24 protein-coding genes and 1 pseudogene are annotated in these 26,243 nt (G+C 31.1%); 15 read left to right on the plus strand and 10 right to left on the minus strand.

Annotated elements, in window-relative coordinates:
* On the plus strand, window positions 1–2,376 hold the full coding sequence (gene lon, locus BGS40_RS02060) for an endopeptidase La (protein ID WP_096738306.1): 2,376 nt from the start codon (window positions 1–3) through the stop codon (window positions 2,374–2,376).
* 59 nt (window positions 2,377–2,435) lie between these two features.
* Here the strand turns inward: lon and rpsR are convergent, their stop codons facing one another.
* The 10 genes and pseudogenes from rpsR to BGS40_RS02110 form a co-directional block, all read right to left on the minus strand.
* Window positions 2,436–2,696: a 30S ribosomal protein S18 gene (gene rpsR, locus BGS40_RS02065; RefSeq protein ID WP_002853032.1), complete on the minus strand. Its 261-nt coding sequence runs from the start codon at window positions 2,694–2,696 to the stop codon at window positions 2,436–2,438.
* A 10-nt stretch (window positions 2,697–2,706) separates the two neighbouring features.
* Window positions 2,707–3,258 carry a single-stranded DNA-binding protein gene (locus BGS40_RS02070; protein ID WP_087691968.1) on the minus strand — a complete coding sequence of 184 codons (552 nt, stop codon included), beginning with the start codon at window positions 3,256–3,258 and terminating at the stop codon, window positions 2,707–2,709.
* Between the two features lie 8 nt (window positions 3,259–3,266).
* On the minus strand, window positions 3,267–3,644 hold the full coding sequence (gene rpsF, locus BGS40_RS02075; RefSeq protein WP_002853062.1) for a 30S ribosomal protein S6: 378 nt from the start codon (window positions 3,642–3,644) through the stop codon (window positions 3,267–3,269).
* Between the two features lie 86 nt (window positions 3,645–3,730).
* The gene (locus BGS40_RS02080; RefSeq protein WP_057095876.1) at window positions 3,731–4,597 is read right to left on the minus strand and encodes a VirK family antimicrobial peptide resistance protein; all 867 of its coding nucleotides are present in this window, start codon (window positions 4,595–4,597) and stop codon (window positions 3,731–3,733) included.
* Window positions 4,590–5,696, minus strand: coding sequence for an RIP metalloprotease RseP (gene rseP, locus BGS40_RS02085; RefSeq protein ID WP_096738307.1), 1,107 nt, complete (start codon window positions 5,694–5,696; stop codon window positions 4,590–4,592). Before rseP ends, BGS40_RS02080 begins: the two co-directional genes overlap by 8 nt.
* Window positions 5,693–6,229, minus strand: coding sequence for a CDP-diacylglycerol--glycerol-3-phosphate 3-phosphatidyltransferase (gene pgsA, locus BGS40_RS02090; protein WP_096738308.1), 537 nt, complete (start codon window positions 6,227–6,229; stop codon window positions 5,693–5,695). The genes rseP and pgsA overlap by 4 nt, the downstream gene beginning before the upstream one ends.
* Window positions 6,230–6,353: 124 nt before the next feature.
* The gene (locus BGS40_RS02095; protein ID WP_002853045.1) at window positions 6,354–6,959 is read right to left on the minus strand and encodes an NAD(P)H-dependent oxidoreductase; all 606 of its coding nucleotides are present in this window, start codon (window positions 6,957–6,959) and stop codon (window positions 6,354–6,356) included.
* Complete coding sequence (locus BGS40_RS02100) at window positions 6,959–7,579, minus strand: NAD(P)H-dependent oxidoreductase (RefSeq protein WP_002858394.1); 621 nt, start codon at window positions 7,577–7,579, stop codon at window positions 6,959–6,961. Before BGS40_RS02100 ends, BGS40_RS02095 begins: the two co-directional genes overlap by 1 nt.
* A gap of 63 nt (window positions 7,580–7,642) precedes the next feature.
* Window positions 7,643–8,069: pseudogene (locus tag BGS40_RS02105) on the minus strand (GNAT family N-acetyltransferase).
* Between the two features lie 11 nt (window positions 8,070–8,080).
* Complete coding sequence (locus BGS40_RS02110) at window positions 8,081–9,169, minus strand: CinA family protein (protein WP_096738309.1); 1,089 nt, start codon at window positions 9,167–9,169, stop codon at window positions 8,081–8,083.
* A 98-nt stretch (window positions 9,170–9,267) separates the two neighbouring features.
* On the opposite strand from BGS40_RS02110, the gene ileS reads away from it, so the two are divergent.
* The 14 genes from ileS (at window position 9,268) to BGS40_RS02180 (ending at window position 26,243) form a co-directional block, all read left to right on the plus strand.
* Window positions 9,268–12,021, plus strand: coding sequence for an isoleucine--tRNA ligase (ileS, locus tag BGS40_RS02115; RefSeq protein ID WP_096738310.1), 2,754 nt, complete (start codon window positions 9,268–9,270; stop codon window positions 12,019–12,021).
* Window positions 12,015–12,125, plus strand: a complete 111-nt coding sequence (locus BGS40_RS02120) for a membrane protein (RefSeq protein ID WP_002869114.1) — start codon at window positions 12,015–12,017, stop codon at window positions 12,123–12,125. Before ileS ends, BGS40_RS02120 begins: the two co-directional genes overlap by 7 nt.
* Window positions 12,122–13,483, plus strand: a complete 1,362-nt coding sequence (gene gatA / locus BGS40_RS02125) for an Asp-tRNA(Asn)/Glu-tRNA(Gln) amidotransferase subunit GatA (protein WP_052781747.1) — start codon at window positions 12,122–12,124, stop codon at window positions 13,481–13,483. The genes BGS40_RS02120 and gatA overlap by 4 nt, the downstream gene beginning before the upstream one ends.
* Window positions 13,484–13,492: 9 nt before the next feature.
* Window positions 13,493–14,950, plus strand: coding sequence for an IMP dehydrogenase (gene guaB, locus BGS40_RS02130; RefSeq protein WP_002870560.1), 1,458 nt, complete (start codon window positions 13,493–13,495; stop codon window positions 14,948–14,950).
* A complete protein-coding gene (gene xseB, locus BGS40_RS02135; RefSeq protein ID WP_002853034.1) occupies window positions 14,947–15,120 on the plus strand; it encodes an exodeoxyribonuclease VII small subunit in 174 nt (57 codons plus the stop codon). The genes guaB and xseB overlap by 4 nt, the downstream gene beginning before the upstream one ends.
* Window positions 15,113–15,889 (plus strand): carbon-nitrogen hydrolase family protein, encoded by a 777-nt coding sequence (locus tag BGS40_RS02140; protein WP_096738311.1) that lies wholly within the window; start codon window positions 15,113–15,115, stop codon window positions 15,887–15,889. The genes xseB and BGS40_RS02140 overlap by 8 nt, the downstream gene beginning before the upstream one ends.
* A gap of 11 nt (window positions 15,890–15,900) precedes the next feature.
* Window positions 15,901–17,874 (plus strand): LTA synthase family protein, encoded by a 1,974-nt coding sequence (locus BGS40_RS02145; protein ID WP_096738312.1) that lies wholly within the window; start codon window positions 15,901–15,903, stop codon window positions 17,872–17,874.
* A gap of 63 nt (window positions 17,875–17,937) precedes the next feature.
* Entirely contained in the window at window positions 17,938–19,236 is a 1,299-nt protein-coding gene (gene murC / locus BGS40_RS02150; protein WP_072241183.1) for a UDP-N-acetylmuramate--L-alanine ligase, read from the plus strand.
* Entirely contained in the window at window positions 19,229–19,579 is a 351-nt protein-coding gene (locus BGS40_RS02155) for a hypothetical protein (protein ID WP_002805008.1), read from the plus strand. The genes murC and BGS40_RS02155 overlap by 8 nt, the downstream gene beginning before the upstream one ends.
* A complete protein-coding gene (locus tag BGS40_RS02160; protein WP_096738313.1) occupies window positions 19,569–21,779 on the plus strand; it encodes an endonuclease MutS2 in 2,211 nt (736 codons plus the stop codon). Before BGS40_RS02155 ends, BGS40_RS02160 begins: the two co-directional genes overlap by 11 nt.
* Entirely contained in the window at window positions 21,776–22,477 is a 702-nt protein-coding gene (locus BGS40_RS02165) for an SIR2 family NAD-dependent protein deacylase (protein WP_096738314.1), read from the plus strand. Before BGS40_RS02160 ends, BGS40_RS02165 begins: the two co-directional genes overlap by 4 nt.
* The gene (locus tag BGS40_RS02170) at window positions 22,470–23,069 is read left to right on the plus strand and encodes a LysE family translocator (RefSeq protein WP_002779102.1); all 600 of its coding nucleotides are present in this window, start codon (window positions 22,470–22,472) and stop codon (window positions 23,067–23,069) included. Before BGS40_RS02165 ends, BGS40_RS02170 begins: the two co-directional genes overlap by 8 nt.
* Before the next feature lie 3 nt (window positions 23,070–23,072).
* A complete protein-coding gene (gene dapE, locus BGS40_RS02175; protein ID WP_096738315.1) occupies window positions 23,073–24,170 on the plus strand; it encodes a succinyl-diaminopimelate desuccinylase in 1,098 nt (365 codons plus the stop codon).
* A gap of 9 nt (window positions 24,171–24,179) precedes the next feature.
* Window positions 24,180–26,243, plus strand: a complete 2,064-nt coding sequence (locus BGS40_RS02180) for an N-6 DNA methylase (protein ID WP_002830929.1) — start codon at window positions 24,180–24,182, stop codon at window positions 26,241–26,243.

The raw sequence follows: 26,243 nt of genomic DNA on the forward strand, positions 1-26,243 counted from the left end.
ATGCAGATTGAAGAGATACAAAATTATCCAGCAAATTTACCAGTATTGGTTGAAGATGAATTATTTTTATATCCTTTTATGATAACTCCTATTTTTATTAACGATTCATCCAATATGAAAGCTTTAGATCTCGCGATTAAAAATGATAGCATGCTTTTTGTTGCACCTTCAAAGTTGGAAAATGGAAGAAATTTTGATGAAATTTATAATTGCGGAGTGATTGGGACTATCATGCGAAAAGTTCCTTTGCCTGATGGAAGAGTGAAAATACTTTTTCAAGGATATGTCAAGGGTAAAATTATAGAGCAAATTTCTAATAAACCTTTAGAAGCCAAGATAGAACTTATAAAAGAAGACTTTTTAGAAGGAACTAAAAAAGAAGCACTTCTTGAAGTTTTAAAAGAGAAAGTAAAAAATTTGGCAAATATTAGTCATTATTTTTCTCCAGATCTTTTAAGAACAATTGAAGAAGGTTTTGATGCATCTAGGATTTGCGATTTGATTTTAAATACTGTGCGTATTAAAAAACAAGTTGCTTATGAGTTTTTTGTTTTAACAGATCTTGAGCAAAAATTAGTAAAATTAATAGATTTAATTGCTCAAGAAATAGAAGCTAATAAAATTCAAAAAGAAATTAAAAATAAAGTACATTCTCGTATTGATAAGGTAAATAAAGAATATTTTTTAAAAGAACAATTAAGACAAATTCAAAAAGAGCTTGGTTCTGATACGCAAAAAGAAGATGAGGTTAGAGAGTATCAAAAGCGTCTGGAGTTAAAGAAGAAATTTATGCACGAAGACGCTTATAAAGAAATCAAAAAACAAATTGAAAAATTCGAACGCATTCATCAAGATAATTCCGAAGCATCGATGATTCAAACTTACATAGAAACAGCATTAGATGTTCCTTTTGAAAAAATTTCTAAGAAAAAACTTGATATTAAGGAAGTTTCAAAACAGCTCAACCATGATCATTATGCATTAAATAAACCAAAAGAACGCATAGAAGAATATTTTGCAGTTAGGGAACTTTTAGAAAAAAGAAAAATAGCAGAAAAAGATGGTGCTAAAGTTATACTTTGTCTTTATGGGCCTCCTGGCGTGGGTAAAACTTCACTGGCAAATTCTGTTTCAAAAGCTTTAAAAAGAGAGCTTATTCGCATAGCCTTAGGTGGACTTGAAGATGTTAATGAGCTGCGTGGTCATCGTAGAACTTATATAGGCGCTATGCCTGGACGTATTACTCAAGGACTCATAGAGGCAAAACAAATTAATCCTGTAATTGTATTGGATGAAATTGATAAATTAAATCGCAGTTTTAGAGGCGATCCAAGTGCGGTGCTTTTAGAAATTTTAGATCCAGAGCAAAATTCTAAATTTAGGGATTATTATTTAAATTTTAATATTGATTTAAGTAAAGTCATTTTTATAGCAACGGCAAATGATATTAGCAATATTCCTGCACCTTTAAGAGATAGAATGGAATTTATAGAACTTAGCTCTTATACTCCAAGTGAAAAATTTCATATAATGAAAAAATATTTAATTCCAGATGAGCTTAAAAAACATGGCTTAAAATCCAATGAATTATTTATTGATGATGAAACTATAGAGCTAATCATTAGCGATTATACTCGTGAATCAGGAGTTAGAAATTTGCGTCGCAAAGTGGCAGAGTTGTGTCGTAAGAGTGCTAAAAAACTACTTTTAGAAAATATTAAAAAAGTCATTATTAATACAAAAAATTTGAATGAATTTTTAGATAAAAAAGTTTTTGAAATAGAAAAAAATAATGGAGAAAATCAAGTAGGTCAGGTCAATGGTTTGGCTTGGACAAGCGTAGGTGGAGATGTTTTAAAAGTAGAGGCTGTAAAAATTAAAGGTAAAGGAGAATTAACGCTCACAGGAAGTTTGGGTGATGTAATGAAAGAATCAGCTAGAATTGCTTTTAGTATGATAAAAGTTTTAATCGATGAAGGAAAAATAAAAATACCTAAAAAAATAATTATTGATCCTAAAGTTAATGTTTATGATAGTTATAATATTCATATACATGTGCCAGATGGAGCTACTCCAAAAGATGGCCCAAGTGCAGGTATTACGATAAGTACAGCTATTGCTTCTATTTTTAGTGATAAAAAGGTTAAAGCAGATGTTGCAATGACGGGTGAAATAGATTTAAAAGGAAAAGTTTTACCAATAGGCGGATTAAAAGAAAAATTAATTGCAGCTTATAAAGCAGATATAAAAACAGCTTTAATTCCAAGAAAAAATTACGAAAGAGATTTAAAAGATATTCCTAGTGAGGTTAGAGACAATATGGAAATCATTGCTGTTGATACTTTCAGTGATGTTTTAGAATATACTTTGGTTTAACTTTATTTTGAGAATAAATGTATAAGAAAGCAAACTTTTTACAAGTTTGCTTTAAAAGATTATAGTCCTTCAAAAGGATTATTGATTACTTCTTTTCTATCCACTATATAAGGGATAAGAGCTACATGTCTTGCACGTTTGATTGCAACTTCTACCATTTCTTGGTATTTTTTGCTTGTGCCTGTTAAACGGCGTGGCATGATTTTAAATCTTTCAGATAAAGCATGTTTTAACATTGCTGTATCTTTATAATCAATAAATTCAACTTTTGCTTCAGTGTATTTGCAATATTTGCGAGAGTATTTTCTTTTTTCTGCCATAGTTTATCCTTTAAAATGGTAAATTAGTATCATCGCTATCATAAGCATCGATATCAATTTCTTTTAATTTTTCTTCGTGTTGTGGGTTTTGGTTTCTTTGTGGAGCAGGGTTTGCTTTTGCTTTATTAAAATTTTGATTTTCACTCATATAAGGATCATAGCTTTGATTTTCATAGTTTCCACTATAATTGTTGTTTGAAAAGCTATTATTGCCAAAATTTCCGCCTTGTTGTGGAGCATTGGAATTGCCAAGCATTTCCATATTTTCAACTTGAATGCTATGTTTAGAGCGATTTTGTCCATTTTGATCACTCCATTGTTCAAATCTCAAACGTCCTTCTATGAGTACTTTTGAACCTTTTGTAAGGTATTGGTTTGCAACTTCTGCGGTACGACCATAAAAGTTTATATCAATAAAGCAAGTTTCTTCTCTTTTTTCTCCATTTGCGGTAAATCTTCTTGTTACTGCTATAGCGGAAGCTCCAATAGCACTACCGCTTTGTGCATAACGCATTTCTATATCACGTGTAAGATTTCCAACCAAAACAACTTTGTTAAACATCTTTTTCCTTATTGAATTTCAGGAGCATCTAAAGGTTTAATTTCTTTTTTAGATTGCTTAATCCCGTGGCTTAGTTTTTCCCAAGCTGCAATTTCTTTTTTATTTTCATATTTTACGATTAAAAATCTTATTACTTCTTCAGTGATTCTTAACACCCTTTCAAGCTCAGCGATCAAGTTTGTAGGAGCTTTGAAATAAATCACAAAATAAGTTCCTCTTTCGTATTTTTTGATTTTATACGCTAATTTTCTAGTACCCATTGGAACAACAGTTTCAATTTCTGCACTATTTTTGGTTAGGACTTCTTTAACGAATTCCAACTTCGCATTCACTTCCTCTTCGGTAAGTGTTGGTTTTAAGATAAATAAAACCTCATAATGTTTCATCTTTTCTCCTTATGGATATTAAAGCCCATTTTTATGAGCAAGGATTTTGCATAAAGCAAGACTAGATTATATCAAAATATACTTAATTAGTCTTGAATACTTAAGGTTTTATCTAAATTTGTTTTGATTTCTTCAAGCATAGCAAAACGTTTTTTATACATGGAGCGTTTTTGCGAAGGGATTTCTTCTAGGTTTTTTTGAGAGTGGTGGAGTTTATAGTATTTGTGTTTATTGATTTTTATTAATTCTCCACCATTTTCTAGCCAAATTTTTTGATAATCTACAAAATAGCCTTTTTCTTTTCCTTTTTGAGAACGGATTTGATTTTTTTCATGTACACCTAAAGTAGCTTGAAGTTTTAAAATTTCACAAAGCATCTTAGAGCATTCTATAAGTAAAGCAACAGGGCGCAAACCATGACATTTTTTAGTTAAAATTTTATTAATTTCTAAAATATTAAAATCTTTGTATTTATGTCCTTGTATACAAGAAAGTAGAAGATTGTTTTCTAAAGTAAAGCAAAAATTACATTGTGAGATAGTGTATTTTTTAAATTTTAAAGAAAAAGCCCAAAAACCTTCTTCGTAAACATTATGGTTATATCCTAAAAAAAGCTCAAAATCTTCATCAAAAGAAAAAATTATTTGTTCCTCGGGAAGAAATTTAAAACAAGCGAGTCCCTTATCAACATCATAAATAAGTGTTTTAACACGTTCATTTGCTTTAAAACTTTTATCGCAAAATCTTCTTGTAGCATTGTAACAAGCATAGGGTCTTTGAGAGAAAAAGTCTTTTAAATGTTTATTTTTTTCTTTATTAAGCGTTTTTTCTAGAAGTCTTACTTGAGGAAAATATAAAATTTTTCTTGCTTGAAAACGCAAATAGCGCCAAAAGATTATACTTTTTCTTCTATCAGTAAAATTTGGAATAGGGTAGGAAAATTTTTTATTCACCTATAATCCTTGATATATCATTATAAGTTGCAAAGAGCATTAAACTTAAAAGTATTGCCATGCCTGTATAGCTTAAATATTCAAAAGTACGCTGTGAAACTTTGCGTCTAAAAATCATTTCATAAAGATTAAAAAGTATATGTCCTCCATCAAGCATAGGAATAGGTAAAAGATTTAAAATGCCTAAATTTATAGAAATTAAAGCAGTGATAAATAAAAGCAAAGTAAAGCTATTTTGTGCAGCCTTTGAGGTAATTTCAGTCATGGTGATAATACCGCCTAAATTTTTTGCTTCAACTTCGCCACTTATGAGTTTTACAATACCCTTGATGATGAGTGTAGAAGCTTGAAAACTTTCTTGTGCGGCATATTTAAAACTTTCTAAACCTTGGTGTTTTACAAGAGTGCTTGTCCCATTTGGACTGACTCCAAGTTGAGGTTTTTCAACGATTTGTCCAAAGTCATTGTACCCTTGTCCTATTTTTGGAGTTAAAATAAATTCTAAATTTTTTCCTTCTCTATTGATTAATATTTTCAAAGGATCTAAACTTAAATGCTTTGAAATTTCATCAAAGGTTTGAATTCTTATACCGTTAATTTCTAAGATAGTATCATTTTTTTGAAGTCCTATTTCTTGTGCAGCAGAGTTTGGCGCTATGTTTCCTATTTGCGGAGCAAGTTTGTTTAGACCTAAATTTCCTATGATAATATAAAGAAAAAAAGCTAAAATTAGATTAAAAAATGGTCCAGCAAAAAGAATATAAATCTTTTTTAAAGGACTTAAAATACTATAGCTATCTTTGTCTAGATTTTCAAAACCAGGATGCATATCATCTTGTCCTTTAAGTTTAACATATCCTCCAAGTGGTAAAGCGCTTAAGCGATAGTTTGTGCCTTTAAATTCACGTTCTATAAGACTTTTTCCAAATCCTATGCTAAAGACTTCAACTTTTACACCTAAAGATCTTGCAGCTAAAAAATGTCCTAATTCGTGAAAGAAGATTAAAAATGAGATGACTAAAACAGTTGCTAAAAATTCAATAGAATAAAATTTAATTCCCAAAATCAAAATAACAATTAAAAACAATAAAGATCTCATTTCTCTCCTTTTTTTTGAGCTTTTATATAAGTATAGATGTATTCAAATCCAGAATAAAGAGTTAAACTCAAAGCTATGTAAAGTAGAATTTCTCCGCCTATCCACTCCATGATTAAAAATCCTATCGCAGTCATTTGAAAAGCGGTTTTAAGCTTGCCTGCAAAAGAAGCATTGACATTTAAATTTTCACTGATCATTACAACTCTAAAACCCGTGATAAAAAATTCCCTTACTAGTATAATATAAATTACCCATTCATTAGCTTTTCCTGTAAGTAAAAGCCCTAAAAAGGCTGCTAAAACAAGCATTTTATCGGCTAATGGATCTAAGATTCCACCCAGTTTTGTAGTTTGTTTCCAAGTTCTTGCGATGTATCCATCAAAAAAATCACTTAAAGCTGCTAATGAAAAAGTTAAAGCAGCAAAATATTTAATCCAACTTTGATGAATATTTTCAAAATGATGAATTAATAAAAAAAATAGCAAAGGCGCTAAAACCATTCTAAAAATCGCCAAGATATTGGGTAAATTCATAACAAGCCTTGTGAAATTAAATGTAAAATTATAATCAAAATTGTATAAAATTTAAGCAAAGACTTAGTAAAAATACAAAAAAGAATCAGTTTATTTTTATTTAAATTTTGCTTTTAAGCAAAATTTAAATAAATTTTACAACTTCATCAAAACTAAAACGATTTTTTTGAGGATTTTTTTCATCGTTGCAATATCCTAAAGCCACCACCAAACTTGATCTTTCTTTTTGAATATCAAGTGATAAATAAGAATTAAGCTTTTGTTTATCAAAACCACCTATAGTGCAGCTTGCTATATTTAAAGCATTAGCACTGTAAAGTATGCTAGCTAGAGCTATATGAGCTTGTTCTCTTGCATAAGATATTTTTTCTTCTTGATTTAGAGATTTTAAAAAAGGCATATAAGCATCTAAGCGTTTTTGAATTTCTGTTTCACTCATATCTCTTTTTCTAAGTTTTTCTTCAAAATAATCCAAAAAATCAAGTCTTGAAATGATGATAATTAACGCAGCACAATCTTTTACATGTTTTTGCTGGTTGCAAATTTTAGAAAGTTCTTCTTTTCTTTTCTCATCTTGCACTACTATAAATTTCCAAGGTTCCAGTCCTAAGGAGCTAGGGCTTAATCTTGCTATTTCTAAAATAGAATTTAAATCCTCTTTTTTGAGTTTTTCATTTTTAAAATTTCTACAAGAATATCTTGTGCTAAAAATTTCAAGTTCTTTTTTCATTATTTTTCCTTGTAAAATTCGACGACTTCATTAAAATTTAAGCGTTGAGTAGAATATTTTGGTTCATGGGCTTTATATCCTAAGGATAAAATTACAGCAGTTTCAAAAGGATAAGTTAAATTAAGAAAATTATCAACCTTAGCTTTTTCAAAGCCACCTATCATACAAGAATCAATACCTAAGCTCATTGCAGCTAGCGACATCTGCATCATAGCAAGATAGCATTGAAGTTGTGCATAATGATAGAGTTCATTATCATTCATTGCATTGGTTTTATGAGTATAAATTTCTAAAATTTTTTGAAAATTTTCTTCGCTAGAACCTGAGAAACGACGCACTTGTTTTTGTGCAAATTCATCTTTGCTTTGAAGATCTTTTCTTGCTAGAAAAATGATATTATGACTCGCACTTGCTACATTTTGTTGATTGTAACATAGAGTTGAGAGCTTAAGATTATGTTCTTTTTGTTCTAATACTACAAATTTCCAAGGCTCAAATCCATGTGAGCTTGGGGCTAAGACTCCGCTTTCTAAGATAAAATGTAAATCCTTTTCATTGATTTTTTTATCATTAAAAAGTTTACAAGCTCTGCGTTTTGAAATTAGTTCTTTAAAATTCATTTTATTCCTTAAAATCAAAAATAATAATATTAATTATAAAATGCAAAGCTTAATCAAAAAATATTATAGTTTGATATTTTTCTTAAAAACAAAACCAGATTTTTCAAAACCCATTTTTTGGATATAAAATTCATGATCTTGTGTTCTAAAAAAGCTTGAGCTTAGTTCTAATTTTTCATTTCCTTGATCTTTTGCCCAAATTTGTATTTTTGTCAAAAAAGCTTAAACCTATACCTTTTTCTTTTAAAGTTTCATCTACGACAAAATCACAAATATAAAGACAATGATTATGATAAGGTATATTAAAAGGCATGACTCCACAAGCTGCTTTGTAATTTCCCTCATTTTCGTAGGCAAAAAGTTTATAATGTTGAGTTTGTGTAGTAAGTTGGAATTTGTCTAAAAAAACTTTCAAAGATAGGTTATTTCTTAATTGTTTTATCAAGGGATAAATTTTTTCCAAGTCTTCTTTTAGCTTTATTTCTTTCATTTTTAAATCCTTTAAATTTCAAAAATCTCAGGTTTTAATTTTAAAAGTAAGCAAAAAGTTGCTAAAACGGCTTGTTCTTGCATAAATTCACGATCCCCATTTAAATAAAGCGTTTCTTGGATAAAAGTTCCATCTCTAAACATTGCACCTATATAAATAGTACCTGATTTTACTTTTCCCTCATCTTTTTCGCCAGTTACTCCGCTAATAGCTAAGGCGAAATCAGGATTAGCTGTTTTAAAAATACCTTTTAGCATAAAATAAACACAACGTTCACTGTATTCGCCATTATTCTCTAAGACGCTTTCGCTAATTCCAAGCCATTCGTGTTTGATGCGGTTGGAATAACTTACAATAGAACCTTCAAAAATTTCACTTACACCTGAAATTTTGGTTAAGGTACTTGCACAAAGTCCACCTGTGCAACTTTCAGCAAAAGAAATTTTTAATTTTTTTTCTAAAAGTTTAGAGCTTATAAAATGTATAGGATCTTTACCTAAAAACACCTTTTGTCCAAAAAGATTTTTTACGCTATTTAAAAAACCATCAAGTTTTCCAAAATTAGCACAAGTGGCCTTAATAAGCACAAGATTATCTAAAAGCTTAGTTGATTTTATACTTATCTCATAAGATTTTGTTAGGGTTTGCAGTAGCAATATAGCGCTTTCATCATCCATGCCAAAAATGCAAAAATATGCAAAATTTAATTTTATATGCCCAAGAAGATTGGGTAATTTTTCGCTTGGATTTATTTTAACGACATTGATTTTTGAATTTGAAAAATTACACACAAAGCTATTTTTACTAAATTCTGCTTTATCTGGAACCAAGGTATCATCTTTTAAGATAAGATTATCATCATTCAAAGTTGCTAAAATTTTAGCAACAGTTGCATAATGCAAAGGGCTTGTAAATAAAGTGATAAAATCGTACTGATTTAAGAGATTTTCAAGCAAAAAGGGTAAATCTTTATCAGTTTTATTTTGTATGCGAATTTCGTTGATTTCTTTAAATTTTTCTTCATAAGTTCTATAAATATAATTTTTGAATTTTTCGTTTATAGTAAGCTCATCTCCTATAAGATAAAGCAAATGTTTCATAAATTTTCCTTTTTTTCTTATAATTATAGCCAAAAACAAAGTAGAAATTAAAGCTAATTTGAGTAGAATTTAAGATTATTAAAAATTAGGTGGAAAAAATGGACTACAAAGAAACTCTACTTTTGCCCAGCACCAGTTTTGCTATGCGGGCGAATTTAGCGGAACTTGAGCCGCAAAGATTTAAAAAATGGTTTGAGCAAAATTATGCTTATGAAAAAATGAAAGAAAATCGCAAAAATGCGAAAAAAAGTTTTACCTTACACGATGGTCCCCCTTATGCTAACGGACATATCCATATAGGACATGCTTTAAATAAAATTTTGAAAGAAACTATTATAAAAACGCATTATTTTAAAGGTGAGAGTGTGCGTTTTACTCCAGGGTGGGATTGTCATGGTTTACCTATAGAACAACAAGTAGAAGTAAAGCTTGGAGAAAAGAAAAAAAGCTTAAGCAAGAAAGAAATTCGTGAGTTTTGCAGACAACATGCGAGTGAATTTGTAGATATCCAAAGAGAAGAATTTAAAAATTTAGGCATTATTGCGGATTGGGATAAGCCTTATTTGACTATGAAATTTGAGTTTGAAGCAGCGATTTATAGAACTTTATGCGAGATTGCTAAAAAAGGCTTACTTTGCGAGCGTTCTAAACCTGTTTTTTGGAGTTGGGCGGCAAAGTCAGCTTTAGCGGAAGCTGAAGTAGAGTATCAAGATAAAGAAGATTATTCTATCTTTGTGGCTTTTGATTTAGATGCAAAAGCTTGCGAAAAATTAGGCGTTTCAAAAGCAAGCGCAGTGATATGGACAACTACGCCTTGGACTTTAGTGGCTAATCAAGCTATAGCTTTAAATCCTAATGAAAATTATGTGATCACTAAAGAGGGTTTGGTTTTTGCAAGTGCTTTACTTAAAAGTATGGTAGAAAAAGGACTTACAAGTGGAGAAATTCAAAAAGAATTAAACGCAAAAGAATTTGAAAAACTTGAAGCTATCAATCCTTTAAATGGAAGAAAATCTGTTTTAATCATGGGTGAGCATGTATTGATGGATGGTGGAAGTGGACTTGTGCATACTGCACCAGGACATGGCGAAGATGATTACTATGCTTGTTTGAAATACGGTATTGAAGTTTTAATGCCTGTTGATGATGGTGGATGTTATGATGAAACTTTAAGAGCTAAAGAGCTTTTGCCTTCTCATTTGCTTGAAGAGTTTATAGGTCTTCATATTTTTAAGGCCAATGAAAAAATTTTAGAACTTTTAGGCGCAAAACTGTTACATTCTTCTAAATTTATACACTCTTATCCGTTTTGCTGGAGAACACATAAACCTGTAATCTATAGAGCTACTAAACAATGGTTTATTTTAATGGATGAGCCAAAACTTCAAGGAAAAACCTTAAGAGAGTGTGCAAAAGAACAACTTTTAAAAACAACTTTTTATCCGCAAAGTGGGGTAAAAAGAATAGGCTCTATGGTGGAAAATCGCCCAGATTGGTGTATTTCAAGACAAAGAGACTGGGGAACGCCTATAGCCTTTTTTAGAGATAAAAACACTAAAGAAGTGATTTTTGATGATGAGCTTTTTGACTTTGTAGCAGCTATCTTTGAAAAACATGGCGCTGATGCGTGGTGGGAGTTTGAAATCAAAGATTTAATTCCTACAAATTCAAAATACAACGCTGAAAATTTAGAAAAAGTATATGATATTTTAGATGTTTGGTTTGATAGTGGAAGTACTTTTAATGCGGTTTTAAATAGCGGACTTTATGACGCAGGAGAAAAAAGAGCAAGTATGTATTTAGAAGGAAGCGATCAGCATCGTGGTTGGTTTCAAAGTTCTTTGCTTGTAGGTACAGCGATCAATGAAAATGCACCTTATGAAAGCATTTTAACTCATGGTTTTACCACTGATGAAAAAGGGCAAAAAATGTCTAAATCTAAAGGCAATGTGATTGCTCCTGAATACGTAGCAAAAACCTATGGAGTTGAAATTTTAAGACTTTGGATACTTTTAAGTGATTATTCAAGTGATTTAAAAATTTCAGACAATATCTTAAAACAAGTGGGTGAACAATATCGCAAAATAAGAAACACTATAAGATTTTTACTTGCCAATACAAATGACTTAAAAGATTTAGAAGTTAAAGAATTTAGCTTTATTGATAAATGGATATTAAGCCGTGCAACTAAAGTTTTTAAAGCAAGCAAAGAGGCATTTTTTGCTTATGAATTTGCTAAAGGTTTTAGTTTGCTTTTAAATTTCTTAAGTGCGGATTTAAGTGGGATTTATCTTGATATCAGTAAAGATAGACTTTATTGTGATAGCGAAAATGCTCAAAGAAGAAAATCCGCTCAAGTGGCTATGGCTTTGATAGCAAAAGAGCTTTTAAATTTACTTGCTTCAAATTTAAGCTATAGTGTAGATGAGGCTTTAGAACATGCTAATGTTTTAATCAAAGGCGATGCAAAAGATGTATTTGATCTAAGTTTAACTCAAGATTTTGATTATGATTTTGGTATAGATGATACATTTTTAATGAGTGCTAGAGAGAAATTTTTTGAACAAATTGATATACTTAAAAAAGATAAAATCATTAAATCTACTTTGGAATTAAATTTAAAGATCAGTTTTAATAAATTCCCAAATGAGGAATTAGCCGATTGGTTTATGGTAAGTCAAATCAGCAATGAAAATGAAGAAATTTTGGCTGAATTTGAAGTAGAGAATGAGAAATTTAAAATCACCAAAGCTTCACTTTGTAAATGCCCAAGATGTTGGAAACTTCAAAGTAAAGATGAAGAAACACCTTGTTTAAGATGTGAAGAAGTTTTAAAAGGGATTCAATGCTAGAAAATCCTATTCCAAATAGCATTATCATCACAACTATAGCGGTGGTTTTGGCTTTTAGTGCTTTAGCAGTATTTTTGATCAAAAAAACAAAGGAAAATAAATGATAACTTTAAAAGAAGCTTTAAAATACTCCAAAGAAGAACTTGAAAATTTAAAAAAAGAACTCAATGAAAAAGCAAAAAAAGAAAAAAAAATAGGTGCTTATATCGAACAATTTTTAGATAAAGACTTAAGTGTTTCAGGTGAAGGTGTGCCTGTAGCTATAAAAGATAATATCAGTGTAAAGGGCTGGGAGCTTACTAGTGCGAGTAAGATTTTACAAGGTTATATCGCTCCTTATGATGCAAGTGCGATTGTTAATTTAAAAGCTAATGGTTTTTCTCCTTTTGGGCGTTGCAATATGGATGAATTTGCTATGGGAAGTTCAACAGCGAGTTCTTATTATGGCAAAACTTTAAATCCTTTAAATTTTGAGCGTGTGCCAGGTGGTTCAAGTGGTGGAAGTGCTGCTGCGGTAGCAGGTGGCTTGGCTTTGGCAAGTTTGGGTTCTGATACAGGAGGATCTGTACGTCAGCCTGCAGCTTTTTGTGGTTGCGTAGGATTTAAACCGAGTTATGGAAGAGTGAGTCGCTATGGTTTGGCTTCTTATTCTTCAAGTTTAGATCAAATTGGGGTTTTAACGCAAAATGTAGAAGATGCGGCAATTTTATATGATGCGATCGCAGGATATGACAAAATGGATAGCACGAGTGCAAATATCGAGTTTATCAAAACCGCTCCAAATTTAAATGCAAATAAAAAATTAAAAATTGCAGTGATTGAAAATTATGTCAATGATGCAGATAGTGAAGTAAAAAACGCACTTTTAAAAACCATAGATATGTTAAAAGCTAATGGACATGAGATTGTATATAAAAATTTGCTTGATTCTAAGTTTGATATCGCAGCGTATTATATCATCGCAACAGCTGAAGCAAGTGCAAATTTAAGTCGTTATGATGGGGTGCGTTATGGCAAGCGTTCTGAAAATATCCAAAATTTAAAAGAAATGTATGTAAATACACGCAGCGAAGGTTTTGGAGAAGAAGTAAAAAGAAGAATTTTGTTAGGAACTTTTGTTTTAAGCAGTGGATATTATGATGCGTATTATATCAAAGCACAAAAAGCTAGAGCTTTTATCAAGGCAAAATATGAAGAAATTTTGCAAGATTGTGATCTTATTTTTATGCCTGTAACTCCTACAACGGCTTTTAAATTTGATACTCAAAAAAGCCCTATGCAAACTTATTTAGAAGATGTTTATACTATCTCTGTAAATTTAGCAGGACTTGGAGGCATTAGTGTGCCTGTTGCAAAAGATAAAGAAGGGCTTAATATATCAGCACAACTGATTTGCAAAGCTTATGATGAACAAACCTTGTTAGACGGGGCTTTAAGTTTAGAACAAATGATTAAACATTAAGGATGAAAGATGAAAATTGTAAAAAGAGCTTTAACTTTTGAAGATGTATTATTGCGTCCTGGGTATTCTGAAGTTCTACCTAAGGAAGTAAAAATTCACACTAAACTAACAAAAAATATCACTTTAAATATGCCTTTAATTTCTGCGGCTATGGATACCGTTACTGAACATAGAGCTGCTATCATGATGGCAAGACTTGGAGGACTTGGGGTGATTCATAAAAATATGGATATAGCCTCGCAGGTTAGAGAAGTAAAAAGAGTGAAAAAAAGCGAAAGCGGGGTGATTATCGATCCTATTTTTGTAAGTCCTAAAGCAAGTGTTGCGGAAGCTTTAGAAATCATGGCAGAGTATAGAATTTCAGGTGTTCCTGTAGTGGATGAAGATAAGAAACTAATAGGCATACTTACCAATCGTGATTTAAGATTTGAGAGTGATTTTTCAAATTTGGTTGAAAATGTTATGACTAAAATGCCTTTAATCACTGCTCCAAAGGGTTGTACTTTAGATGATGCGGAAAAAATTTTCAGCACCAACAAAGTAGAAAAACTTCCTATAGTTGATGAACAAGGACGCTTGGAAGGACTTATCACTATAAAAGATCTTAAAAAACGCAAAGAATATCCTGATGCCAATAAAGATAATTTTGGAAGATTACGCGTGGGTGCGGCTATAGGAGTAGGGCAAATGGATCGTGTGGATGCTTTAGTTGAAGCTGGCGTTGATGTTGTTGTGCTTGATTCTGCGCATGGACATTCTAAGGGTATTATTGATACGATAAAAGCGATTAAAACTAAATATCCAAATTTAGATCTTATCGCAGGAAATATCGCCACTGCAGCTGCAGCAAAAGCACTTTGCGAAGCAGGGGTAGATGCGGTTAAAGTAGGTATTGGGCCAGGAAGTATTTGTACTACGCGTATTGTTTCAGGTGTGGGTGTGCCTCAAATTTCGGCCATTGATGAGTGCGTGGAAGAAGCAAATAAATTTGGCGTTCCTGTGATAGCTGATGGCGGGATTAAATATTCAGGTGATATCGCAAAAGCTTTAGCTGTAGGTGCGAGTTCTGTTATGATAGGATCGCTTTTAGCTGGAACGGATGAGAGTCCAGGAGAGCTTTTTACTTATCAAGGAAGACAATATAAGTCTTATCGTGGTATGGGCTCACTTGGGGCTATGCAAAAGGGAAGTTCGGATAGATATTTTCAGCAAGGTACTGCTCAAGATAAACTCGTTCCTGAAGGCATAGAAGGGCGTGTTCCTTATGTGGGAAGTATAAGAAGCGTGGTGCATCAACTTTTAGGAGGTTTGCGTTCTTCTATGGGTTATGTTGGGGCTAAAGATATAGAAGATTTTCAAAAAAGAGCCGAATTTGTTGAAATTACCACTGCAGGGCTTAAAGAAAGTCACGTGCATGATGTTACTATCACTCATGAAGCACCAAACTACAAGGTTAATCATCAATGAGTTTTGAAGAAAATTTAAAACACGCTAATGAATCTTTGGAAAAATTAAATAATCAAGAGCTTGCCTTAGATGAAAGTGTAAAAATTTATAAAGAAGGTTTAGAGAGTATCAAAAAAGCAAGACTTGAGCTTGAAAAAGCAAAATTAGAAGTGGAGCAAATCGATGAGTAAAATAGCAGCTTTACAGTTTCCAACTTTAGCTTTAAGTGAATCAAGGCTTGATTATTATCTTAAAGCTTCAAAAGACAATGGAGCAAATTTGGTAGTTTTGGGCGAATATGTGATCAATAGTTTTTTTACAGAACTTTTACACATGCCAAAAAATATGATAAAAGAACAAAGCGAAGCTAAAAAAGAAAGCTTGATTAAACTTGCTAAAAAATACGAATTAGAAATCATCGCTCCTTATGTTAGTGTTGAAGCTAAAAGTTATAAAAAACTTTGCTTAAAAGTTACTCCAAATGGTGTTAAAAGTTATGAACAGCAAATTTTAATGCCTTATGAACATTGGAATGAAGAAAAATTTTTCAGCAACAAAACTCCATCAGAATTAAAAATTTTTACTTTTAATTATGAAAAAATAAAATGTGCTTTGCTTTTTGGTTTTGAGACACATTTTGATATTTTTTGGCAACAGATTATGGCGAAAAAAATTGATTTGGTTATCGTTCCTAGTGCTTGTACCTTTGAAAGTAAACAAAGATGGGAAGAACTTTTAAAAACAAGAGCGTTTTTAAATTCTACAAGCATTTTAAGAGTCAATCGCATAGGTAAAACAAAAGATGAATGGAATTTTTACGGTGATACTTTGTTTATCAATGCTTTTGGTGAGATAGAAAGTAAATTAGGTTCTGAAGAAGAAATGCTTATCATAGAGCCTAAAAAAATTGATGAAGCAAGAAAACTTTGGGGTTTTGATAAAATTCTTAAGAATTTTTAAAGAAGATGAATATGAGAAAAATTTTACTTCAAATTTTTATTTTTAGTGTATTATTTATAGTAACTTTTACCATTAATCGTATTTTAATGCAAAATTCTTTTATCCCTACTGGTTTAATTAGCGATAAAAATGAAATCTTTTTAATGTATCTTTTAGGTGTTTTTCATGATATAAGATTTTTAAGTGCAGCGTTTTTACCATTCTTGCTTTGTGGTTTTTTAAGTTTAATTTTTTCTAATATAAAAATAAATAATAAATTAGTAATATATAGTAAAAATTTTTATTTCATTTTTTCAAGCATTTATATAATTGTTCTTTCTTGTCTTTGTATAGGATTTTCTTATGCAAAATACTATTATTACGAAATTTACAAGACTAAATTTGATATTTTTATGTTTACTCTAAAAGATGATAATACAAAAACTATTTTAAGTATTATTTATCACGATTATCCAATTTTAAAAATTTTAGCTTTAATGTTGATTTTTGGAGTTTTTGTATTTTTTTTAAATTTGAAAATATTAAATTTAAAGCTAAAACCTGTTAATTTAAGATTATTTCCCTTAATAGCTTTAAATTTAATATTAATTATTGTTTATGTTATAGCCTTAAGGGGTCCCTTTAAGCATGTGGCTATAAATGTGCAAAATTATTCTTTTAGCGAATATAGTGTTGTAAATGATACAATGTTAAATCCAATTATGGCATTTTCTTGGGCTTTAAAACAATATAAAGAAGAAGCAGCTTTGAAGGTTATCACACCTTTGAAAGCACAAGAACTTAAAGAAAAACTTTTTGATTATTTGCATCAAAGTCCTATAAATCTAAAAGCTGAAAAGAATCATCCTAGTGTATTTGTTAACTTAATGGAAAGTTTTGGGCTTAATTTGGCTGATTTTACAAATACGGAACATAATTTTTTGGGTTCGTTAGATAAACATTTTAAGCAAGATTTTTTATTCAAACGCTTTTTGAGTTCTAGTAATGGAACTATACCAAGTTTTGCAAACTTATTTTTTGTAAGTCCATTTTCTAATATTTCCACAAGTAAATTTCAGAAAACTTATTTAGATTTAACACCTATTGCTATTTATAAGAAAGCAGGATATAAGGTGATTTTTGTAAGTGCAGGTAATGGATCTTGGCAAAATATTAAAAATTATCTCAGTATTTTGGGGGTAGATGAGATTATAGATGAAAATATTTTAATGAAAGAGTATAATGGAGCAAAAGATAGCGAAAATGGTTATGGGGTAGCTGATGAGTTTTTATATAAAAAAGTTTATGACTTACTTCAAAAAAATCCACACAACACCCTTATAATTGCTCTTACTATTTCTAATCATCCACCTTATAAAATTCCACAAAATGATTTGCCAAAATTACAAAACATTCCGCAAACTTTGCTTAATATGCTTCCTTATGAAAAAGATAAACAAGATAACATTATCAAAGCTTATACTTATGCAAACAATGAATTTGGAAAATTTCTAGATAAAGTAAAACAAAGTCCATTTAAGAATAGTGTCATTATAGCAGCAACTGGAGATCATAGAGTACGCGAAATGAGTATAGATTTAAATTCCCAAAAAGCTTTTGCTTATAGTGTACCTTTTTATCTTTATATTCCTAAGGATTTACAAGATGATATTTATTATGATAAAGATCGTGTAGGATCTCATAAAGATATTTTTCCAACTCTTTATGCTTTAAGTTTAAATAATGTTAAGTATTTAAGCGTAGGCGGAAGAAATATGTTAGCAAGACCAAGTGATGAGAAATTAGAATTTGGGATCAACGATGCTGTATGGATTGATAAAAAAGGTATTTATAGTGGCGGTAAATGGTATTATTTTGAAAGTAATGATACTTTAAAAGATATGAATAAAGCTTTTAACCTTGATGTTTATACTAAAGACTTTGATAAATTTTATAGAGAGTTAAATTTATATCAATTAGCCGAGCGTTTAGGCATTTCAAAATAGGATTTATATTTTCTTTTTAGTAAAAAAGTGCTAAAATTTAGCCTTTAAAGTATAAAGGTTTAAATGATGCAAAATATCCATTTTATCGGCATAGGCGGTATAGGAATTTCCGCTTTAGCAAGATTTTTAAAAGAAAAAGGTTTTAAGATTAGCGGAAGTGATCTTAAAGAAAGTAAAATCACTAACGAACTAGAAAAAGAAGGGGTTAAGGTCAGTATCCCTCATCATAAAGACAATATTTTAAACAAAGATTTAGTTATTTATTCTGCTGCTATCAAAGAAGAAAATCCTGAATTTAAACATGCTAAAGAATTAGGCGTTAAATGTCTTTCACGCAAGGAAGCCTTACCTCTTATTTTAGAAGATAAGCGTGTTTTTGCAGTTGCAGGAGCACATGGAAAAAGCACGACTTCAAGTATTTTAGCTTCTTTACTTGATGATGCTTCTGTGATCATCGGAGCGATTTTAAAAGAATTTGGTTCAAATATGATTTATAAAGAAAGTCAAAACCTTGTTTTTGAAGCTGATGAGAGCGATAGTTCTTTTTTAAATTCAAATCCTTATTTGGCTATAGTTACTAATGCAGAAGCAGAGCATTTAGATCATTATGGTAATGAAGTTTCAAAACTCCATTATGCTTATACGCAGTTTTTAGATACGGCTAAAATTCGCGTGATTAATGCTGAAGATGAGTTTTTGAAAAATTATAAAAATGAGTCAATCAAGCTTTATCCAAGTAAAGATATCAAAAACTGCACCATGTGTATAGAAAATTTCAAACCTTTTACAAGCTTTGAGTTAAAAGATTTAGGTGAGTTTAAAGTTTTTGGTATGGGATATCATTTAGCCCTTGATGCGTCTTTGGCGATTTTGGCGGCTTTAAATTTCTTAGATATAGAAACGATAAGAACTAGACTTAAAAATTATCAAGGTATTAAAAAGCGTTTTGATATTTTACATGCTGATGAAAATTTGGTTTTAATCGATGATTATGGTCATCATCCCACCGAAATAAAAGCGACTTTAAGTGCAGCACAAGAATACGCAAAATTAGGCGGATATAAAAAAATCACAGCTATCTTTGAACCCCACCGCTACACGCGTTTGGCTGCAAATTTAAAGGAATTTGCAAGGGCTTTTGAGAGTATTGATGAGCTTGTAATTTTACCTGTTTATGCTGCAGGAGAAGAGCCTATAGAACTTGATTTAAAAGCGGTTTTTCCTAAGGCTTTATTTGTGGAAGATATTAAAAGAGAGGGTAAATTTTTGGTAGCTTCTAAGGGGCAGGTTTTTGAAGAAGGGCTTATTATAGGTTTTGGCGCAGGAGATATCAGCAACAAATTAAGGCAAAAGAATGAGTAGGTTTTTTTTATATCTTTTAATCATCTTAATTTTAGCCTTAATCACTTTTGCTTTGCGTGAAAAATTAGGCAAAAAAACTAAACCTTTTTTTGGTATTTTACTTGTGATTTTTATTGTTTTAGCAGTATTTTTTGAATTTGAAAATACGCAAAAAAGTCATTTAAGAACAGATATTATCGTAGCTTTTAATCAAAATAAAAATATTTTATGTAAAGATATCAATGTTTCTAAGGCGTATTTTAATTATGAATTTGGTACAGGAAGTTTTATTTCAAAGGATAATAATCAAAGTTTTAATTCTTTAATCATAGATATTAAAGATTGTAGGTTAAATGATGAATGATACAAAAGAAGAATTGATCTCAAAGCTTGATTTAAACAGCTATTTAGAAGAGTTTAAAGCCCTTTTTGCAAGAGATAAAGAGATTTTTTTGCAAGGAGATTCTAATCTTCATTTTAAACGCATACATGAGCTTTGCGAGGTGGAATTTCCTACTATGCCAGAGCTTAGCAATCTTGATAAAGCCTTAGTTCATTTAAGCAAGCAAGGAATTTTACATTTAGATGAAATTTTTGAATTTGTAAAAATTTTTCGTTATTTTGAAAAGTTAAAAAAAATAAAACTAGGAACAAATTTAGACTCTTGGCTACAAAAGATAGAATTTGTTAGCGGGGCTTTGGAGCTTTGTTTGAATTTCGATGAGAAAGGAGAATTAAAAGAAAGTTTAGATGAAAGACTTGTAAATCTTAATACTGCTTTAAGATTAAAAAATGAAAGCATAATAGCTGAGTTTAAGAAATTTTGCTATACAAAAGCTTTAATGCCTTATCTTATCGATACACAAATCCATCTTATAAACAATCTTGAAGCCTTGCTTGTAAGAGGTGGGTTTAATCACGCTATTAAAGCAAAAATCATAGGTAGAAGTAGTGGCGGTGGCTTTTATATCGTGCCTTTAAGTGTTGAAAATTTGCAAAATGATATAGAAAAAATCAAAAATCAAAAAGAAGAAATTTATTATGAATACGCTAAAAATTTCTCAGCTTTTTTAGCAAAAAATCTACCTTTTTTAAAATTTATCAATACAGCCTTTGATCTTTTTGATCATTATAGTGCTAGGGTTTTGCTTGCTAAAAAAAGGGATTTTGAATTTGTTTTGTGTGATCAAAGTACGGATTTAGTGCTTAAAAATTTCGCTCATCCTGCCTTAAAAAATCCAAAAAGCGTGAGTTTGGAATTTAAAAAACAAGTTTTCATCATCACAGGGGTAAATGCAGGCGGAAAATCCATGCTTTTAAAATCCATGCTGAGCGCAGCATTTTTAGCTAAACATCTTTTACCTATGCATATTAAAGCCAGTGAAAGTAAAATCGGTACTTTTAAAGAATTTGATGCCATCATAGAAGATCCGCAAAATGTTAAAAACGACATTTCAACTTTTGCAGGAAGAATGTTGCATTTTTCTAGACTTTTTTCTAGGAAAAATTTGCTTTTAGGTATCGATGAAATAGAGCTTGGAACAGATTTTGAAGAAGCGGCTTGTTTGTATAGTGTGTTAATTTCAAAACTCATAGCTAATAATCTTAAAATCATCATTACTACACACCACAAACGCCTTGCCATGCTTTTAGCAAAAAATGAGCAAGTTGAACTCATCGCTGCCTTATATGATGAAGAGCTTTCACGCCCAAAATACGAGTTTTTAAAAGGCACCATAGGAAAATCTTATGCTTTTGAAACCGCTTTGCGTTATCAGATTCCGCCGAATTTAGTTAGCGAGGCTAAAAAGCTTTATGGCGAGGATAAAGAAAATTTAGAAGAGCTTGTGGGTAAAAATATCAATCTTGAATTAGAACTAAAAGCTAAGCTTGAAAATGTCGAGAAAAAAGAGCAAAAAGTCGATGAAATTTTACTTTCCTTAAAAGAGCAAAAAGAAAAAAATGAACAAGAATTTCGTACGAGTTTGAGAAATTTAGAATTTAAATTTCACAAAGCCATAGAAGAAGCTAAAAAAACCATACAGCTTAAAGATATAAAAGACAAGCAAAGAAGTCTTAATAAAGCCAATGAACTTAAAAAAGAAATCATCTTGCCAAGTATGGAGCAAAACGAAGAATTGCGTGTGGGGGATTTTGTAAAATATGAAAAAATTAAGGGTAAAATCATAAGCATTTCTAAAAACGATGCTATGGTTGAAAGTGATGGGATCAAACTTCGTGTGCCTTTAAAACTGCTTAAAAAAAGCACTCCTACACCTAAAATAAGTCCAAAAACAAGCATTAGTGTGGCAAAACCGACTAATCTTAGCGTTAGCTTGGATTTGCACGGGCTTAGGAGTGATGAAGCTATTTCAAGGCTTGATAAATTTATTTCAGATGCTTTGCTTGCAGGCTTTGATGAAGTTTTAGTTTACCATGGTATAGGAACAGGAAAGCTTGCCTTTGCTGTAAGAGAGTTTTTAAAAACCCATAAAAGTGTCAAGGGCTTTAATGACGCACCGATCAATCAAGGTGGCTTTGGTGCTAAGGTGGTGAGATTATGAAAAACATTATGATATTAAGCGGAGCGGGTTTGTCTGCTCCAAGTGGGCTTAAAACTTTTAGAGACAATGATGGACTTTGGGAAGAATATGATATGATGGAGGTTTGCTCTGCAACAGGTTTTAGAAAAAATCCTAAAAAAGTACTTGATTTTTACGATGCAAGAAGGGCGCAACTTCAAAATGTAAAGCCAAATCATGCTCATGAAAAAATCGCACAATTAAAAGAAAAATGGGGTAAAAATCTTTTTGTCATCACGCAAAATGTAGATGATTTGCTAGAGCGTGCAGGGTGTAAAGATGTAGTACATTTGCATGGCTTTTTGCCTGAACTTCGCTGCTTAAAATGCGAAGAAATTTTTAATATAGGTTATGAAAAAATCACAGATAAACAATGCCCAAAATGCAAAAGTAAGGATTTAAGACACAATATAGTCATGTTTGAAGAGCAAGCTCCTGCTTATGCTACGCTTTATTCTTTGCTAAATCAAACTTCGCTTTTTATCAGCGTAGGCACAAGTGGGGCGGTTTTGCCTGTAGGGCGTTATGCTTCAATGTGCGAAAAAAGTATTTTAAATATCTACGAAAAAGATGCGAATTTAGAGCGGTATTTTGATAAAATCTATATAGAAGATATTATAAGCGCTATTGATAAAATCGCACTTGATATAGAAAATTTTATGAAAGATGGTAATGTTTGATTCTTTTTTAAGTGGAGTTTTTTTGGGCTTTGGAGTGAGTGTGCCTTTTGGACCTGTAAATATTTTGATTTTAACTTATGCACTAAAAGCTTTTAAAAATTCCATAGCTGTAGGACTTGGAGCATTTAGTATAGATATGCTTTATCTTTTTTTGCTTCAATTTGGGCTTTTAAATTTCTTAGATAATGTCATTTTTATGCGTTTTTTGGCGATTTTTGGTTTTTGTTTTTTAACTTATATGGCGTATTTGATGCTAAGAAAAAAGAAAGAAAGCTTAAATTTAGAGCATAAAGAATTTAAAGAAAGTCTTTTGAAAAGTTATATTAAAGGAGCTTTTTTAAATGGTTCAAATCCTTTTGTGATAGGATTTTGGCTTAGTGCTGCAAGTGTGGTTTTAAGCAGCGATCATGCTTATTTGATGACTTTAGGGCTTGTTGTGGCTATACTTTTTTGGGTAAGTGCTTTAGCCTTTGTGGTGGCAAGATATAGTCATGTTTTTAGTGCAAAAGTTGTTTTTATAATCAATATAATTTCAGCTATAATTATAGAGTATTTTGCTCTTAATTTATTATATAAAACTTTCTTAGGATAAAAAATGAATGCAAAAGAATTTTTAATCGAACTTTTAAAATTTAAATCTGTTACGCCAAATGATGATGGAGCTTTAAATTTCATCGCTATGGAACTGAGTGATTTTGAAGCTTTTTTTATAGAAAAAGAAGGCATTAAAAACCTTTTACTCACTAAAAAATTTAAAGATGAAGGCGAGCATTTAGCTTTTGGTGGGCATGTAGATGTGGTGCCTGCAGGCGAGGGTTGGAGTAATAATGCTTTTGCGCCTGTGGAAAAAGAAGGCTTTATCTATGCAAGGGGTGCTCAAGATATGAAAAGCGGAGTAGCAGCCTTTGTGGATGCGGCAAAGAATGCGGATTTTAAAGGAGCAAGACTTAGTCTTATTTTAACAAGTGATGAAGAAGGCGAAGCTATATATGGAACTAAGGCTGTTTTAGAATGGATGCAAGAAAGAGATATGCTACCTGATTATGCTGTGGTTGCCGAGCCAACCTGTGTTAAAAAAATCGGCGATAGTATTAAAATAGGGCGTCGTGGTTCTATCAATGGAAAACTTTTAATCCGTGGAAAACAAGGGCATGTTGCTTATCCTGAAAAATGTATCAATCCTGTGCATGATTTTGCGCCAGTTTTAAAGCTTTTAGCGGGTTTTGATCTTGATCCTGGAAGTGCTGAATTTAGTCCTTCAAAAATCGTTATAACTGATATTCGTGGGGGTATGGGGGTGTGTAATGTTACTCCAAATGATTTAAAACTTATGTTTAATGTTCGCAATTCCCCTGATACAAGCTTAGAAGATGTAAAAAGTTATGTAGAAAAAATTTGTCATGGTTTAAACTATGAGTTAGAGCTAAAACAATCAAGCGAAGCTTTTTTGACAAATATCGATAATAAAATCGTTCAAAAAATGAATGAAAGCGTTCAAAAAATCACTCATGAAGTGCCAGGGCTTAATACCAAAGGCGGTACAAGTGATGCAAGGTATTTTGCAAAATACGGTGTAAAGGTAGTAGAATTTGGGGTTTGTAATGATAGAATTCACGCTATTGATGAAAGGGTAAGTATAGAAGAATTTGAAAAGCTTTGCCTTGTTTTTAAAGACTTGATAGAAAATTTTTAAAGGTTTAGGATGATTGAGGAAATTTTAAAAGATAGTGATTACAAGCTAGATCTATTTAGTAAAAAAGCTATTGCTGAATTGGAAACTAAAATTATAGCTAAAACAAACAAAAATAACCAAATTATATACTATACTAATTGCCTTATCCGCGATAAAGAAATTAAACTTACGCCAGAAGAAATTGTGCGTCAGCTTTATATCGATAAGCTTTTAAATGAATATAACTATCCTAAAGATATGATAAAAATTGAATTTGGTGTGCATTTTGGACGCGAAGTAAAAAGGGCTGATATTGTGATAATGGATAAAATCCAAATCACAGTCCCATACATCATTATAGAAGTAAAAAAGCCAAAGTTGAAAGATGGTAAAGAACAATTAAAAAGTTATTGTAATGCTACAGGTGCAACTATGGCTGTGTGGTGCAATGGTAAAGAAATTAGCTATTATCATAGAAAAGATCCAAATTATTTTGAATCTATTCCAAATATTCCTGCATCAAACCAGACATTACCGGATCTGTTGAAAGTAAAATTTACCTTTGATGATTTGATTAAAGAAGATATTTTAAAAAGTCAAAAGCGAAGTTTAAAGAATTTAGTTACAGAAATGGAAGATGAGGTGTTGGCAAATGCTGGAGTTGATGTATTTGAAGAATGTTTTAAGCTTATATTTATAAAACTTTTTGATGAGCTAGAGGGTGCAAGAGATAGAACAAAGAGCTTAGAGTTTAGAAATTATGGAGAGTCTGATTCTGAACTTAAGCAAAAAATAGAAAAACTCTTTGATAAAGCAAAGAAAAAATGGGAAGGTGTATTTAATAATGATGAGAAAATTAAACTTTCTCCTTCGCACCTAAGTGTATGTGTATCATCATTGCAAAATGTAAAGTTATTTAACTCAAATTTAGAAGTGATTGATGATGCTTTTGAATATCTAGTGAATAAATCCTCAAAAGGTGAAAAAGGGCAATATTTTACTCCGCGTTATGTAATAGATATGTGTGTAAAAATGCTAAATCCTAAAAAAGATGAAAGTATGATAGATACTGCAAGTGGAAGTTGTGGATTTCCGATACATACTTGTTTTTATGTGTGGCGTTCAATTTATAAAGAAAGAGGCATAGAAGCAAGTCATCTCTTTACAGCTCAAGAAAAGATTTCTGAGTGTCAAGATTATGTAAAAGAAAAAGTGTTTGGTATAGATTTTGATGAAAAGAGTGTGCGCGTATCAAAAATGCTTAATCTAATTGCAGGTGATGGGCATACAAATGTTTTGTATTTAAATTCCATTGACTTTGATAGATGGGATGAATGGGTAAAAGATGATGAAGATTGGCAAGATGTGTATTTTGAAGGTTTTAAACGCTTAAAAAATTTAAGAGTAACTAAAAATCAAAATAGGGATTTTAATTTTGATGTTTTAATGGCAAATCCGCCTTTTGCAGGAGATATAAAAGAGAGTAGAATTTTAGCTAGATATGAGCTAGGCAAAAAAGAAAATGGCAAACCTCAAAGTAAGGTAGGAAGAGATATTTTATTTATCGAACGAAATTTAGATATGTTAAAGCCTGGTGGTAGAATGGCTATTGTATTACCACAAGGGCGTTTTAATAATTCAAGCGATAAATATATAAGAGAATTTATCGCACAAAAAGCTAGAATCTTAGCGGTTGTAGGACTTCATGGAAATGTCTTTAAACCACACACGGGGACAAAAACAAGTGTTTTATTTTTACAAAAATGGGATGATAAATTATGTCCAAAGTGTGAGGACTATAATATCTTCTTTGCTACTATGAATGAGCCTAGCAAAGATAATTCAGGCGAAAAGATTTATTACCCACTTTTAGATTCTCATGATCATTTAGTAGTAAAACATGATTTATTTCATCCGCATTTAGAAGGAGATGAGCCTATAAAACAAAAAGATGAAAGCCAAGAAGAGTTTGACAAAAGAATACAAGAATATAGATTAAATGTAGAAAAATATAAAGACTTGCAAAAAGATGGCATAGCTGAAGCTTTTATTGAATTTGCAAAAGCAGAAAATTTGAGTTTTTGGAAAGAATAA

Source organism: Campylobacter sp. 107, from assembly GCF_002383835.1.
Lineage (GTDB): Bacteria > Campylobacterota > Campylobacteria > Campylobacterales > Campylobacteraceae > Campylobacter_D > Campylobacter_D jejuni.

Coding starts and splice junctions, on each gene's coding strand:
- lon (WP_096738306.1), top strand. CDS start 1: ATGCAGATTGAAGAGATACAAAATTATCCAGCAAATTTACCAGTATTG.
- rpsR (WP_002853032.1), bottom strand. CDS start 2,696: ATGGCAGAAAAAAGAAAATACTCTCGCAAATATTGCAAATACACTGAA.
- BGS40_RS02070 (WP_087691968.1), bottom strand. CDS start 3,258: ATGTTTAACAAAGTTGTTTTGGTTGGAAATCTTACACGTGATATAGAA.
- rpsF (WP_002853062.1), bottom strand. CDS start 3,644: ATGAAACATTATGAGGTTTTATTTATCTTAAAACCAACACTTACCGAA.
- rseP (WP_096738307.1), bottom strand. CDS start 5,696: ATGAGATCTTTATTGTTTTTAATTGTTATTTTGATTTTGGGAATTAAA.
- pgsA (WP_096738308.1), bottom strand. CDS start 6,229: ATGAATTTACCCAATATCTTGGCGATTTTTAGAATGGTTTTAGCGCCT.
- BGS40_RS02095 (WP_002853045.1), bottom strand. CDS start 6,959: ATGAAAAAAGAACTTGAAATTTTTAGCACAAGATATTCTTGTAGAAAT.
- BGS40_RS02100 (WP_002858394.1), bottom strand. CDS start 7,579: ATGAATTTTAAAGAACTAATTTCAAAACGCAGAGCTTGTAAACTTTTT.
- BGS40_RS02110 (WP_096738309.1), bottom strand. CDS start 9,169: ATGAAACATTTGCTTTATCTTATAGGAGATGAGCTTACTATAAACGAA.
- ileS (WP_096738310.1), top strand. CDS start 9,268: ATGGACTACAAAGAAACTCTACTTTTGCCCAGCACCAGTTTTGCTATG.
- BGS40_RS02120 (WP_002869114.1), top strand. CDS start 12,015: ATGCTAGAAAATCCTATTCCAAATAGCATTATCATCACAACTATAGCG.
- gatA (WP_052781747.1), top strand. CDS start 12,122: ATGATAACTTTAAAAGAAGCTTTAAAATACTCCAAAGAAGAACTTGAA.
- guaB (WP_002870560.1), top strand. CDS start 13,493: ATGAAAATTGTAAAAAGAGCTTTAACTTTTGAAGATGTATTATTGCGT.
- xseB (WP_002853034.1), top strand. CDS start 14,947: ATGAGTTTTGAAGAAAATTTAAAACACGCTAATGAATCTTTGGAAAAA.
- BGS40_RS02140 (WP_096738311.1), top strand. CDS start 15,113: ATGAGTAAAATAGCAGCTTTACAGTTTCCAACTTTAGCTTTAAGTGAA.
- BGS40_RS02145 (WP_096738312.1), top strand. CDS start 15,901: ATGAGAAAAATTTTACTTCAAATTTTTATTTTTAGTGTATTATTTATA.
- murC (WP_072241183.1), top strand. CDS start 17,938: ATGATGCAAAATATCCATTTTATCGGCATAGGCGGTATAGGAATTTCC.
- BGS40_RS02155 (WP_002805008.1), top strand. CDS start 19,229: ATGAGTAGGTTTTTTTTATATCTTTTAATCATCTTAATTTTAGCCTTA.
- BGS40_RS02160 (WP_096738313.1), top strand. CDS start 19,569: ATGATGAATGATACAAAAGAAGAATTGATCTCAAAGCTTGATTTAAAC.
- BGS40_RS02165 (WP_096738314.1), top strand. CDS start 21,776: ATGAAAAACATTATGATATTAAGCGGAGCGGGTTTGTCTGCTCCAAGT.
- BGS40_RS02170 (WP_002779102.1), top strand. CDS start 22,470: ATGTTTGATTCTTTTTTAAGTGGAGTTTTTTTGGGCTTTGGAGTGAGT.
- dapE (WP_096738315.1), top strand. CDS start 23,073: ATGAATGCAAAAGAATTTTTAATCGAACTTTTAAAATTTAAATCTGTT.
- BGS40_RS02180 (WP_002830929.1), top strand. CDS start 24,180: ATGATTGAGGAAATTTTAAAAGATAGTGATTACAAGCTAGATCTATTT.